The sequence below is a fragment of the Bacillus sp. FSL K6-1338 genome (assembly GCF_038006965.1).
GTDB lineage: Bacteria > Bacillota > Bacilli > Bacillales > Bacillaceae_G > Bacillus_A > Bacillus_A thuringiensis_S.
Genome location: NZ_JBBOWI010000001.1, coordinates 4,163,734 through 4,176,449 on the forward strand (window position 1 = coordinate 4,163,734; position 12,716 = coordinate 4,176,449).

The window sequence follows — 12,716 nt, forward strand, 5'->3', positions numbered from 1 at the left end:
TTAAAGTTTCACTTTATCCGTTTTTCTTCGCCATGAAGAAAATACGCTCTGTTTGTTCTGTAACTTCAAGTCGCTCAAAATCACCTGTTACACGAAGCACTGTAAAACCTGCTTCTTCAAGCCATTTCGTTAACTCTTCCACTTGATATGCACGTTGCACGTGACATTCGTCAAACCGATGGTACACATCTTCTTCTGGATCTTGAACAAAGAATGTTAAATCATGCTCTACACTATTTGATTCTTCACCAGGGAAGCAATTCCAAATAAGAGATATTTCTTCTCCATTCACTGTATACGTTTCATTTTGAAATACATGATGTATTTTATATAAAGAATGTACATCAAATAAAAACAAGCCATCTTGGCGTAAATGGTGAAATACTCTTCTAAATGTTTCTTGCACTCCATCTTCTTGCAATACATAATTTAATGAATCACAAAAGATGGTTACACAATCAAACTCACCTGGAACATCAAGCTCTCGCATGTCTTGTTGATAAAAAGGAATAAAGTATCCCTCTGCTCCCAGTTTTTGCTGAGCGACTGTTAACATTTCTTCTGAAAGATCGACACCTATTAAATCGTAACCCTTTTGCACAAGCGGAAGGGTTACATTACCCGTACCGCATGCTACATCAAGAATTTTTGCCTCTTTCATATCTGCTTGCTGCAGGCTTTCCTCTGTGAATTCCACCCATTTATCATAAGGGACATCATTCATTAGTTCGTCGTACAACGATGCAAATTGTTCGTATTTCATTGGCCTAGCTCTTCTGTAATATCTTCACGTGGCACATCGCCCCATAAACGCTCTAAATTATAGTGATTACGCTCATCTTTATGGAATACATGAGCAACTACATCTCCAAGATCAACTAATACCCAACGTGCTTCGTCAAAACCTTCCATACGTTGTACGTCGATTTGGAACTCATGTGCTTTTGATTTAATTTCACGTGCAATTGCTTGCACTTGTTTATCTGAATTACCGTGACAAATAATGAAATAATCTGCAATTGGTGAAATACCTTGCATATTTAGGACAACCATATCTTCTGCTCTTTTATCATCAGCTGCTTTTGCCGCTAATACTAATAAATCTTTATCGTTCATTTACTCATTTCCTCCTTGATAACTGCATTGTATGTTTGGAATGTTAATGGATAAATCGTCTGATTTTTTTCCATTAAAAATTGAATTGTTTTCTTTAACGCAAATAATAAAGCTTGATTTATATCCGTATATGCGAGTTTACGAGCCTCTTCCACACCTGGAAACTTTCGCCCTGGCTCAATGTAATCAGCTACATAAATCACTTTATCTAACATTGTCATGTTCTCATGACCACTTGTATGATATGTAATAGCTTGCAAAATTTCAGAATCCGTAATGCCTACCTCTTTTTCTACTAAGTATGCCCCAACAGGCGCATGCCACAACTCTTTATTATAGCAAAGTAAATCTTTCGGCAAATCTTCACGTTTAATAATCTCTTCCATCTCTGAAATCGCTCTACATTTCGCATAATCATGGAATATAGCTGCCATCTCTGCTTTTTTCTCGTCCACACCGTATAACTTAGCCAGCTCAATCGCTGTCTCCATTACACCAATTGTGTGTGTATAACGTTTTTCATGCATTTGTTGTTTAACAATATGAAGTGCATTCTCACGATTCATACAACCCATTCCTCTCGATATATACCTGTACTTTTTCAGGAAGTAAGTATTTACACGTTTTCTTCTCCTTATATCTCTCACGTAATAAGGATGAAGAAACTGCAAATTCCGGAATTTCCACTGTAGTAATCTGATACGGCGTATGCAATGTGTACCCAGGTCTCGCAACTCCAACAAACGTTACAAGATTAAGTAAAGCTTCAATGTTATACCACTTCGGTAAATACTCAACCATATCCCCACCAATAATAAAGTGAAACTGCACATCCGGATACTTCTTCGTCAATTGCAACATAGTGTCATACGTATAAGATGGGCCCTTCCTGCTTAACTCTTCTAAACAAATAGAAAAGTGTTCTTCTGCCTCAGTCGCGAGCTCTAACATATGTAAACGTCTTTCTATACTTGTAATATTACGTCCTTGTTTATGTGGCGGAATCTGGTTTGGCAAGAACCATACTTCTTCCAAATCCAAAGCGTGATATACTTCATTTGCAATTAGCAAATGTCCATAGTGAGGCGGATCAAATGTACCGCCAATGATGCCAATTTTCCTCAAAAGAAACGCCCCTTCCTTTTACATACAGCAACTCTCCTTGGTTAGGAATGAAGAGAGTTGCTATTAATAAAAGTTCAATTGGTTTCGCTCTCTACATCATTACGCATCAGCGATAAAAATAGCGCATGCTAATCTTTTTATCGAGGAAGCTTAATTTGTTTATTTTCTCTTGATTCTTTGTATAAAACGATTGTGCTTCCAATTACTTGAACGATTTCAGCACGTGCACCTTTTGCAAGTTCTTCCGCAACCTCACGGCGATCAAATTCACAGTTTTGTAATACACTTACTTTAAATAACTCACGAGCTTCTAAAGTATCTGCGATTTGTTTAATCATATTTTCATTTACTCCGCCTTTTCCTACTTGAAAAATTGGTGTTAAATGATGTGCTTGTGCACGTAAAAATCTTTTTTGTTTTCCTGTTAACATATATGTTAGCCTCCAAGCTTTTCTATAACTAATTGTTTCATTCTCCCGATATTCGGTACACTTCCTGTCCACATTTCAAATGCAAGTGCTCCTTGATACACAAACATATCAATACCATTTTGAATGATTGCACCTTGCTCTTTTGCCTCACATAAAATTTTCGTTTCAAATGGATTATAAATTATATCTGATACAATCGTTCCTTTTTTTAACGAACAAATTTGTAATGGCGTATGTTCGACGTGTGGATGCATACCTATTGTTGTCGTCTGAATGATAATATCATAATTCCCTTGTTCTTCTGTCGCTTTTTCTAACGACAAAGCAACAGAATTAACATCGGCCGTACGTGCAGCAATAAGTTCTTTCGCCTTATCTACTGTACGATTGGCTACATCAATCTCTTTTACACCTACATCAGCAAGAGAAAAATAAATAGCTCGGCTAGCACCACCTGCACCAAGTAACAAAATACGTTTCCCTTGAAGTGGTTCATGACTAATTGACTGCAACGCTCGAACAAAACCAATCCCATCTGTGTTGTAGCCAATTAACCTTCCATTCTTATGAACCACTGTATTTACTGCACCGATTTTCCTTGCCAATGGGTCAATCTCATCCAAATACTCCATAATAGCAACCTTGTGCGGAGTTGTTACATTAAATCCTGAAATACCTAATGCTTTTAAACCTCTTACTGCTTCCCCTAGCACTTCCTCTTCAACAAGAAACGCATGATAATGGGCATCCATATTCAAGTGTTCAAATGCATTGTTATGCATAACGGGTGATAATGAATGTCCAATTGGATTTCCGATTACACCATATAATTGTTTCATAAATCCCTCTCCATATTAAATTAAAGATTTACGTAGTGAAACACTTACTCCTTTTGGTACGTGTGCAACAATTTTTGCTCCTGGTTCGTTCACAGTAACCCATCCTAATCCAGAGAATACAACATCCGTTTTAGGTTCACGAATATTAAATTCGTATTTCACTAGCTCAGGCATATTTGCTAATTCTTCTGGCGTTGGTGGGCTTAGTAAATCCCCAGCATGATTTTTATATAATTCATCTGCTTTCTCAAGCTTTGTACGATGAATTGTTAAGCGATTCGAGAAGTGACAAGTAAACGCACGACGACCACCACTTACATAATCAAAACGTGCCAATCCACTAAAGAATAACGTTTGTTCTTCGTTTAATTGGAATACCATCGGCTTAATTTCTTTTGTTGGTGTAATAAGCTTTAAGCTTTGCTTTCCAACATAATGAGCCATTTGGTGGTGGTTAATAATACCTGGCGTATCATATAAAGAAGATTCTTCGTCTAATGGAATATCAATTAAATCAAGTGTTGTTCCTGGGAAATGAGATGTTGTAATTACATTTTCAGTCTCATCACTAAATTCTTTAATCATACGATTAATAAATGTCGATTTCCCTACATTCGTACATCCAACAACGTAAACATCTTTGCCGCCGCGATAATACTCAATAGCATCTGCTAGTTCAGCAATTCCTTGTCCCTTCGCTGCACTAATTAAAAAGACATCTTCTGGTTTTAATCCTAGTTGCTTTGCACTATAGCGCATCCAATGCTTTACTTTATCATGTTTTACTGACTTTGGAATTAAATCAGCTTTATTTCCAACAAGTAATACTTTATTATTTCCTACGAAACGATGTAAACCAGGTAACCAGCTACCATTAAAATCAAAAATATCTACAATTTTGACTACTAATGCATCTGATTTTCCAATTCCATTTAAAATGCGTAGGAAATCATCATCTGTTAACGATACATCTTGAATTTCATTGTAATGCTTCAAGCGAAAACAACGTTGACAAATAACTTGTTCTTTCTCTAAAGATGAGGTAGGAGCATACCCCACTTCGTTTTTATTTTCTGTTTGAATTTCTACACCGCAACCAATACATTTAATTGTTTCAGTCAAACTTTATTCCTCCCAGTTAATTAAACCTTTTTTCTTCATATTTTTCATAATTCTGCGTTCAATTTTTCGATTAAAGCGCGTCACTAATCCGTCCGTTTGTGCTACCGGTACAACTAAAATTGTATGAAGCCCTACTCGGTTTCCACCAAGCACGTCAGTCAGTAACTGATCTCCAATTACCACAACTTCCTCTGCCTGTAAACGCATCTCTTGTATCGCACGCTTAAACGCTCGAACAAATGGTTTACGTGCACTATGAATAAATGGAATGCCTAATGGGTCAGCAAAATCTTTTACACGTTGCTCATTATTATTTGAAACAACCGTTACTTGGATGCCGTGCTCTTTCATTTTCAAGAACCATTTTTCAAGTTGCGGGGTTGCATTTGGACGATCCCATTCAATTAAAGTGTTATCTAAATCAGTAATAACACCTTTAATCCCACGTTTTTTTAAATCTTCTGGTTGAACATGATATACATTTTTCACATATTCATTTGGTAAAAATAGTTTCAATTTCTTTCACCTCTTTGAGGATTTTTCATAAAATTTTTCGACAACATTTTTCGATATATAACCTGTGGATAAAATTGTACACATTTTCCACATTAATTTTTCAGTTAATTTGGAATTTACTAACAAACTATACACACTTTATCCACCTAGGTATGTGGATAACCACCCGTTTGTGACTGTCATATTTTTTTGGTACATTAAATGCATCAACGAATCAATCCTTATATTATTAGGAGGTGACTCACCTTGAAAACAAAACATATGGAACAGTTATCCACTGAGTTACTCACTGAGTCTTATTATAAAGCAAAAGAACTAAAATTAAATCCCGACTTCATTTTACTTATAAAACAAGAAATCATTAGACGCTCATTAGAGGACAAGCTTGTCAAATCTTCTTGATTACATATAAAGTGAAAGGTTTAATTAGCCCGTACCAATCAAACAGTTACAGGATAAATTATTGGATGCCCTGTAAAAAGAGCCATCCTACGATGGCTCTCGAATAAACAAGTACTCCCATCTAGGGGATTTCATCATTAAGTATCTTTGCCCATAACTCTTACTTACGGTTATAAAAGCTTTTCTTTATTTATGAGCTAATCGAGTAGCTATTTTTTCACCAAGACGAAGCTCTTGTCCACTCTTTAATTCCTGCACTACTTCTATCATATCTTTTTCAAACAATAACACAACTGTTGAACCAAATGTAAAGTATGCCATTTCTTCACCTTTTTGAACAGTATCTCTCTCATGCAAAAGCTCGATACTATTAACAAACATGGCACCTACTTTTACAAGAGCCATATGCTCACCATCACTGCTTATTTCTGTAACAGAACGATAATTTTTTGACAGCGGTTCTTTCCCGTATTCCATACCAGCTGCATTTACCGGATATGATTTTCTACCGAGTACAAACCTTTCAGTCACAGAACCAGAAAGCGGACTATGAATGCGATGATAGTGACTTGGACTCAAATAAATTACCATATATGTACCGCCTGCATATCGCGTTGCACGTTCTTCATTACCTAGCATATCCACAATTGAATAGCGCTTTCCTTTAATATCAAATGTTTTTGTATCCTCAATAGGACCATGATCTGCAAAAACACCATCAACAGGACTAACGATACTCGATGCATCTGTATCAATACTACGCTTTCCTTCTTTTAGCTTACGCGTAAATAATTCATGCAATGTTCTATATTCCTTCAAGCCCTTTTCCATCTCATCTTGATTAATTTGAAAAACTTTCGCATACGATGGAATAATGATAGAGCTCAAACGAGATTGTGCAAATTTACGTAATATATAAGAAGTAAAGCGACCATTTGTAAGTTCTATCATAAGTCGATATAATGTACGTCGCAAATTGCGAAACCCCCTAATCAGTCTATAACTTTAGTTTTCCCTTTTTTTCTTTCTATATCATATGTAAAATTGGTTCTTATTCCCACATATCATATAAAGCAGCCTTATTATACATACAGAAAACTAAGTATGGTATTATTCTTAAATTATTTAGCACCTTCTAATATTACAGATAGAATCCGTCATTTTCAACAGTGAACATGTATTTCTTCTTAGCATAACGCGTTTTCTTTTCTTATTTACAATAAGAAAAGCAGCCCCTTTTAAAATATGGCTGCTTCTAATACACTTTACTCTTTCGCTTTTTTCTCTTTCTCTGCCCTTACAAACTCGTGGAACATCTTCATTAAAGCACGCTTTTCAATCCTTGATACGTAGCTTCTAGAAATACCAAGCGCCTTAGCGATTTCCCGCTGTGTTTTCTCCTTATCTAGCCCAAGTCCAAAACGTTTCACAATCACTTCTTTTTCTCTTTCGTCTAAAATATCGATATACTCTTTAATTTTTTCTAACTCCATACTAAGCTGAATCATATCAATTACATCTTCAGACTCTGATTTTAATATATCAATAAGCGATATTTCATTGCCCTCTTTATCTTGCCCAATCGGATCATGAAGTGAAACATCTTTTTTCGTTTTCTTTAGTACACGTAAATGCATCAAAATTTCATTTTCAATACAGCGTGCTGCATACGTCGCAAGCTTTGTTCCCTTTCCTGCAGAATAGCTCTCGATCGCTTTAATGAGCCCGATCGTACCAATTGAAATTAAATCTTCTGCATCTTCTCCTGTGTTCTCAAATTTTTTAACGATATGAGCTACAAGCCGTAAATTATGTTCAATCAAAAGATTTCTCGCTTGAGCATCACCTTGCTCCATTAACTCTAAGTACTTTCTCTCATCATCTGATGATAACGGCTGCGGGAACGCATTATTCTTTACATAAGAAACAAAGACAAACACTTCTCGAACCATATATCCAATTGCGGCGAATAGACTCAAACCTTTCACCTCCGCCAAAATAGTGGTCTTTATTATGTGTATGTAGGCGTGAGGTTGTTTGTGTCTGTACAGTTTATTTATAAAACTCAACACTTCTAACATTTAAAATATTTTATTGTTATATTATAATTAAAAGAAATTGCTATTTATATATGAATATGCTATTAAAGGGGACACTATTCATGATTACATTAGATCGATTATTAAATGTAACAATTTATTTAGGGGGATTTTTACTTTTCATTTCGTTCATTACTTTTGTTATTAAAAGAGGGCCTGATTTATTATTTTTTCAATTTGGAATTTCTTTATTTTTTGGAGCTCAAATTATAACTGGAATGAAATTTTTTCATAACTATGGTTTTTCTTTTCACTCAAAACTAGAACTACTTATCTTTATTCTCTATGTAATTGGAATTATTACATGTATACTATTTTTCTTTCACTTTCAAAATCCGTATCGAATTTTTTTATTAATTTGTAGTTGTTTATTTTTGACTGGATCCAATTATTACTTTAAAGAAACATTAAAGTTTAATAAAAAATTTCCAAAGCAACATAAAACCTTTTTAAATACACAAGAAGAAGACTCTTTTCCAAAAGAAGTTCGTAAATTTTCAGAAGACTACAATACTATAATAAAAAATGAGTTTTATGAAATACCCATGATTCCTACTGAATTACATATTACAAGCAAAACAGATTCTTCCCGTAGTACATCTTTCTTAGTTGAACTTTATAATAGCGAGAATGAAATTACCGATGACTCTGTACAATTAACTCAATCAGACCGTTTTTATGTAGTGTTAAATACACCAAAAACAAAAATAGCAAGGATAGTATATGAAGGGCAGAATTTTTTCACATTTACAGTCACACTAAAGGCTCTTAATTTACAGCAAGAACCGGAAATTCATAATATGTTTTTAGAAATAGATAAACGTAGAGCAATGAATCTTCTTAATTTTGAAATTAAAGCCCATACTAAAGAATGGAAAGTAACATTTAAAAATGATAGTTCTCATTCCGATTTTCCTATCACATTTACTTTTGAAAAACGAACAGGCAAATTATAAAAATAAAAAGAGTTATTTTTATATTCTTTGAAAAATAACTCTTTTTATTTTACTTACTCCAAATCTTTCTCCCAGTTTGAGCATCAATATAACGAATTTCCCGACTACAATCAAAAGGTTCTTTATGTTTTTCATCTGTCGTTTGTTTGTACAGTAGTTTGTATTTCGTTTCCTCTGCATCATGATCTACAAACCATTCTAATTTAACTCGGATAGCCTCTCTGTATATTTCTAACGCTTTTTCTTCTGTTACTTTTGGTGTTGTTTCATATGTAAGTAATTCTTTTATAAAGTTGCCACACTCTCCAGAGTAGTGCATCACAGCACCATTTTCTGCATTGATGTTGATCATAATATATTTCCGCTCTACATGAATGTCATTTACATAGATTGAAAAGGAAAACCTCTCTATCCCCTCTTCCTCCTCATAATTATCCCAAAGTTGAACATACTTTGTCGCATCTCGGATAATATGCTCTAAAAATTGAAGTGCCTTGCTTAAACATTGCTCTCTTGATAAGATTGTTTTCCTTTTTTTCTCATCCTTCCACATAAAAAAAGAAAGCAATTGATTTGTTTCTTTATCTAGAGTAATTACTACGAATTCATCATGTTTCAACATTGGAAAATGTTTTTTATAAAACTCATCCATTGAATATGAACCCTTCTCTTCTATTTCTTTTTGTAATTCTTCTTTTAATACAAATTTTATCCGGACTTCATCCTCATCTACTTTTTCATCTATTTTGACAAACTTCCCCTTGTCCCAATCAAATAAATCAAACACATCTTTTTTTTGATTACTCTTTAGCGGTTTATCAACAAGTACTGTAGAAGGTAATTTATAGTGTTCTGGCCCATATAAATCTTTACCTGTACTTGCATCAATAAACGCATGACTAGGCTCTGGTTCATATACAAGATGGTACCCTTTTACTTCTTCCCCGTTTTCATACTCACATGAAGAGTATGTTAAATCTACAAATACAAGTCTCATATCTTGTCTAGCTTTCAAATTTTCTAAAACGATATTCTCCCCAACAATTTCACTTGGCCATAACGGCTTTTTCTCTATGGCTTTTTGTCCATTGTAATGAAAATGCACAACATTACCTGAAGGGTGCACTTGCACAACACACCCAGTATTCGGCAATGGATAGCTATTCACTTCTTGCATATAATTTACTTCTTTCCAACCGCGCCTGTCGTCCTTAACCGTTACATATGTATAGAATTCATATCCTTCTTTTGTATATTTTTTTAAGAATGTATTTGCAACCTCTCTTGCTTTATTCTCCTCTATTGCTCCCTTATCACTCGAAAAAGAATTTCCATCATCTATCCTAAATTCAATTAAATTACCAGTATGTCTATTTAATGTAATTTGTATCTGTTTCTCCTCATCATCTTTATGTCCCCACCATAATAGATGATACGGGTCATCAACCCCTTCTTGATCATCTACAACAAGCCTATATTCATCTGGAATTTCAATAAGATGAGCTACGTGCTCTTTTCTTTCTTTATCTTTTTGATTCACCATGCCCTCTCCCTCGTTACAATTTAAGGTAATTATAACAAAGAAAACCAAAACTTATTAACAAAAGAAGACTAGAGATATCTCTAGTCTTCTACTTCGTCTCACGGTGTAACGTTACTCGCTTTAATCGTGGACAATATTTTTTTAGTTCGATACGTTCTGGATTGTTTCGTTTATTTTTTTTAGAAATATAATTACGATCACCGCACTCCGTACAAGCTAATGTAATATTTACACGCATAGGTAATTCTCCTTTCTTTCAAAGATCGCAAACTAAAACGTAATGATTACGATTTATATATTATAAAACTTCATTCTATTTGTCAATTGCAAAAACAAGAAGATTCCATTTAAAATCCCCTTGTTTTTATAGTTAAATAAATTTTATTAAAACGATTCGTATGTAACAAACTCACTAATTGGCTTTCGATATCCTCTTGGACGAACTTTAGTCGTATCACTTTTCCCTATCGTAATCATTAAAACAGGTATTACATGCTCTGGCATATTTAATTCACTTTGTACTGCTTTTTCATCGAAACCAATCATTGGACATGTATCATAGCCATAATATTTAGCTGCGTACATAAAAGTCATCGCGCTTAATGAAGCATTTCTAATCGCTTCATCCTCCATGAAACGCTCTCCTTTTCCTTCATATAAACCTTTCGTTTGCCTAATGGTATCTTCATATTCGCATTCATCAATCATTTTTAAAACTTTCATACCGAAGTAAATATTTTCGACATTTTGGTATGCTCTCTTATCACCACAAACGAGCACTACCGCTGATGCACTCGATACTTTATATTGACCGAATGCTAATTCTTTTAATCTTTCTTTTCGCTCTTGATCACGAATTACAACATAATGTGTGTGCTGCAAATTATAGCAAGATGGAGAAAGCTTAGTTAACTCAAATATTTTTTTAAAATCCTCATCAGGGATTTCTATACCTTGTATAAATTTCATTGCAGAACGTCTAGCAATTGCTAATTCTTCAAAGTTCACCATATATCCTCCTCGATAACTGTAAATTTAAATATACATTAATTTATACGAATAGATAAATCAAATAAAAACACTTTAAATCCGAATAATAATTATGATTAACAGCAAAAAAGACAAAAAGCTGAAACAATTAGTTCATACGAAATTCACACGAATCCATTACTATAGAAATTGTACATAGTGAACTTATTAACAATCACGTTTATTTATATAGAATCTTACTCGAAAGGAGTTGAAAGTATGAAAACTAAATATCGCTTTATGATTTCATCATTTGCTGCTTGTGCTTATATGATTTGGTATTTAGTATAATAACGACCTCACTTGTAAATAGGAAAAGGTGTGTATATAAATGGAATATAATCAATCAACAGTTAACTACTGGAAAGCTTTTGTATTACCATATACATTTGCTTTAGAAGAGTTAAAAACTAAATTTGAAATTATGAACCGGGAAGCTCAATTTCTAGAGGATTACAACCCGTTTGAACATATAAAAACAAGACTAAAACAACCTGAAAGTATTATTAAAAAGCTAGAACGCAAAAGCTTATTACCAACAGTTGAAAACGCTCAAACAAATTTACAAGATATTATTGGTATTCGTATTACATGTTGCTTCGTAGAAGATATTTATCATTTGAAAGAAGTCATTCAAAAACGCGAAGATATGGAAGTCATTGAAGTAAAAGATTATATCGCTAACCCAAAACGAAACGGATATAAAAGTTTACACATGATTATTAAATACCCTTTATCACTAAATTCTGGTACAAAAGATGTATTTGCAGAAATTCAGTTACGTACACTGGCAATGGACTTTTGGGCAAGTTTAGAACACAAACTTTATTATAAATATGAAGGGAAAATACCGGAGTATTTAAAAGATGAACTACATGATGCAGCAATGAAAGCTGAAGATCTTGATAATAAAATGGCCACAATTCGTCAAGATATTGATGATATTGAGGCATGCTCAAATCAAATTATGCTACCACTATAAAAGAAGGTTCTCGCCAATGAGAACCTTTTTTCTACCAGTTTGGGAAGTACGACCCCCACACTTATGAAAGTTTCACGTTATTTTTTCTCTATTGTTCGAACCTCTTCAATCTTCCATTTACCATCTTCTTTTCCAAGAGCATACTGTACTTTCTTTTGAAGAGTGATACTGTCATCTACTTCCTTTTCTTTCGTTTCAACAATAACATACCCTACTTTACTAGCTTTCATATCTATATGTTCCAATTCAATTTTCTTATTTCCCTTTTGAAATGCGGCTTCTTTTTGTGTTTTTAAGTCTTCAGCACTAGGCATCTTCTTTGAAAATAACTCCATATGTTCTGCAAGATTTTTTTCATTCGTCGTTCGCACAAATGTATTCATAACATCTTGAATAGATCTCTCTTCTTCTTTTGTTATTTGTACCTTTTCCTCAGTTTTTTTAATAATAGATTTTTGTTCTACGTTATTCTCTTCTTGTTGACATCCAACTAGTAATACTACAAATACTAGAAGGAATCTTAATTCCCTAAATAATTTTTTCATATTCCCAACTC

Annotated in this window: 17 protein-coding genes; 3 read left to right on the forward strand and 14 right to left on the reverse strand. The window is 33.9% G+C overall.

The annotated features are described in order from the left end of the window. Positions 1–13: 13 nt before the first annotated feature. From NZ044_RS21325 to NZ044_RS21360, 8 genes are all read right to left on the reverse strand, one after another. Positions 14–763, reverse strand: a complete 750-nt coding sequence (locus NZ044_RS21325; RefSeq protein WP_098505668.1) for a class I SAM-dependent methyltransferase — start codon at positions 761–763, stop codon at positions 14–16. Further along, positions 760–1,116, reverse strand: a complete 357-nt coding sequence (gene rsfS, locus NZ044_RS21330) for a ribosome silencing factor (protein ID WP_000998173.1) — start codon at positions 1,114–1,116, stop codon at positions 760–762. The genes NZ044_RS21325 and rsfS overlap by 4 nt, the downstream gene beginning before the upstream one ends. Beyond that, positions 1,113–1,682, reverse strand: a complete 570-nt coding sequence (gene yqeK / locus NZ044_RS21335) for a bis(5'-nucleosyl)-tetraphosphatase (symmetrical) YqeK (protein WP_001078483.1) — start codon at positions 1,680–1,682, stop codon at positions 1,113–1,115. Before yqeK ends, rsfS begins: the two co-directional genes overlap by 4 nt. Beyond that, complete coding sequence (gene nadD, locus NZ044_RS21340; RefSeq protein ID WP_001226031.1) at positions 1,672–2,241, reverse strand: nicotinate-nucleotide adenylyltransferase; 570 nt, start codon at positions 2,239–2,241, stop codon at positions 1,672–1,674. Before nadD ends, yqeK begins: the two co-directional genes overlap by 11 nt. Positions 2,242–2,378: 137 nt before the next feature. After that, a complete protein-coding gene (gene yhbY / locus NZ044_RS21345; protein WP_000955224.1) occupies positions 2,379–2,672 on the reverse strand; it encodes a ribosome assembly RNA-binding protein YhbY in 294 nt (97 codons plus the stop codon). A gap of 5 nt (positions 2,673–2,677) precedes the next feature. Further along, positions 2,678–3,511 (reverse strand): shikimate dehydrogenase, encoded by an 834-nt coding sequence (gene aroE, locus NZ044_RS21350; RefSeq protein WP_000812105.1) that lies wholly within the window; start codon positions 3,509–3,511, stop codon positions 2,678–2,680. A gap of 15 nt (positions 3,512–3,526) precedes the next feature. Then, on the reverse strand, positions 3,527–4,633 hold the full coding sequence (yqeH, locus tag NZ044_RS21355; protein ID WP_000140807.1) for a ribosome biogenesis GTPase YqeH: 1,107 nt from the start codon (positions 4,631–4,633) through the stop codon (positions 3,527–3,529). Positions 4,634–4,636: 3 nt separating this feature from the next. Then, positions 4,637–5,149, reverse strand: a complete 513-nt coding sequence (locus tag NZ044_RS21360; protein WP_000765316.1) for a YqeG family HAD IIIA-type phosphatase — start codon at positions 5,147–5,149, stop codon at positions 4,637–4,639. Between the two features lie 246 nt (positions 5,150–5,395). Here NZ044_RS21360 and NZ044_RS21365 point away from each other — a divergent pair, with 246 nt between their 5' ends. Further along, a complete protein-coding gene (locus NZ044_RS21365) occupies positions 5,396–5,551 on the forward strand; it encodes a sporulation histidine kinase inhibitor Sda (RefSeq protein ID WP_000850094.1) in 156 nt (51 codons plus the stop codon). A gap of 186 nt (positions 5,552–5,737) precedes the next feature. On the opposite strand, the gene NZ044_RS21370 is transcribed toward NZ044_RS21365, so the two are convergent. After that, complete coding sequence (locus NZ044_RS21370) at positions 5,738–6,526, reverse strand: phosphatidylserine decarboxylase (RefSeq protein ID WP_001254999.1); 789 nt, start codon at positions 6,524–6,526, stop codon at positions 5,738–5,740. Positions 6,527–6,816: 290 nt separating this feature from the next. Next, positions 6,817–7,530 carry an RNA polymerase sporulation sigma factor SigK gene (gene sigK / locus NZ044_RS21375; RefSeq protein ID WP_000051382.1) on the reverse strand — a complete coding sequence of 238 codons (714 nt, stop codon included), beginning with the start codon at positions 7,528–7,530 and terminating at the stop codon, positions 6,817–6,819. Between the two features lie 182 nt (positions 7,531–7,712). On the opposite strand from sigK, the gene NZ044_RS21380 reads away from it, so the two are divergent. After that, positions 7,713–8,606 (forward strand): hypothetical protein, encoded by an 894-nt coding sequence (locus NZ044_RS21380; RefSeq protein ID WP_063675703.1) that lies wholly within the window; start codon positions 7,713–7,715, stop codon positions 8,604–8,606. Between the two features lie 49 nt (positions 8,607–8,655). Here NZ044_RS21380 and NZ044_RS21385 read toward each other — a convergent pair whose 3' ends face one another. From NZ044_RS21385 to NZ044_RS21395, 3 genes are all read right to left on the reverse strand, one after another. Next, complete coding sequence (locus tag NZ044_RS21385) at positions 8,656–10,149, reverse strand: YcdB/YcdC domain-containing protein (protein ID WP_340949977.1); 1,494 nt, start codon at positions 10,147–10,149, stop codon at positions 8,656–8,658. Between the two features lie 88 nt (positions 10,150–10,237). Continuing rightward, a complete protein-coding gene (rpmG, locus tag NZ044_RS21390) occupies positions 10,238–10,387 on the reverse strand; it encodes a 50S ribosomal protein L33 (protein WP_001265617.1) in 150 nt (49 codons plus the stop codon). 146 nt (positions 10,388–10,533) lie between these two features. Next, positions 10,534–11,160, reverse strand: a complete 627-nt coding sequence (locus tag NZ044_RS21395; protein ID WP_000245980.1) for a nitroreductase family protein — start codon at positions 11,158–11,160, stop codon at positions 10,534–10,536. A gap of 349 nt (positions 11,161–11,509) precedes the next feature. Here NZ044_RS21395 and NZ044_RS21400 point away from each other — a divergent pair, with 349 nt between their 5' ends. Continuing rightward, positions 11,510–12,160, forward strand: coding sequence for a GTP pyrophosphokinase (locus tag NZ044_RS21400; protein ID WP_097981580.1), 651 nt, complete (start codon positions 11,510–11,512; stop codon positions 12,158–12,160). A gap of 77 nt (positions 12,161–12,237) precedes the next feature. Here NZ044_RS21400 and NZ044_RS21405 read toward each other — a convergent pair whose 3' ends face one another. Next, the gene (locus NZ044_RS21405; RefSeq protein WP_097981579.1) at positions 12,238–12,705 is read right to left on the reverse strand and encodes a hypothetical protein; all 468 of its coding nucleotides are present in this window, start codon (positions 12,703–12,705) and stop codon (positions 12,238–12,240) included. Positions 12,706–12,716 lie beyond the last annotated feature (11 nt).

What these genes read in the sequence shown, in the direction of transcription:
- NZ044_RS21325 (WP_098505668.1), bottom strand. Translation starts at nt 763, where the DNA reads ATGAAATACGAACAATTTGCATCGTTGTACGACGAACTAATGAATGAT.
- rsfS (WP_000998173.1), bottom strand. Translation starts at nt 1,116, where the DNA reads ATGAACGATAAAGATTTATTAGTATTAGCGGCAAAAGCAGCTGATGAT.
- yqeK (WP_001078483.1), bottom strand. Translation starts at nt 1,682, where the DNA reads ATGAATCGTGAGAATGCACTTCATATTGTTAAACAACAAATGCATGAA.
- yhbY (WP_000955224.1), bottom strand. Translation starts at nt 2,672, where the DNA reads ATGTTAACAGGAAAACAAAAAAGATTTTTACGTGCACAAGCACATCAT.
- aroE (WP_000812105.1), bottom strand. Translation starts at nt 3,511, where the DNA reads ATGAAACAATTATATGGTGTAATCGGAAATCCAATTGGACATTCATTA.
- NZ044_RS21380 (WP_063675703.1), top strand. Translation starts at nt 7,713, where the DNA reads ATGATTACATTAGATCGATTATTAAATGTAACAATTTATTTAGGGGGA.
- NZ044_RS21385 (WP_340949977.1), bottom strand. Translation starts at nt 10,149, where the DNA reads ATGGTGAATCAAAAAGATAAAGAAAGAAAAGAGCACGTAGCTCATCTT.
- rpmG (WP_001265617.1), bottom strand. Translation starts at nt 10,387, where the DNA reads ATGCGTGTAAATATTACATTAGCTTGTACGGAGTGCGGTGATCGTAAT.
- NZ044_RS21395 (WP_000245980.1), bottom strand. Translation starts at nt 11,160, where the DNA reads ATGGTGAACTTTGAAGAATTAGCAATTGCTAGACGTTCTGCAATGAAA.
- NZ044_RS21400 (WP_097981580.1), top strand. Translation starts at nt 11,510, where the DNA reads ATGGAATATAATCAATCAACAGTTAACTACTGGAAAGCTTTTGTATTA.
- NZ044_RS21405 (WP_097981579.1), bottom strand. Translation starts at nt 12,705, where the DNA reads ATGAAAAAATTATTTAGGGAATTAAGATTCCTTCTAGTATTTGTAGTA.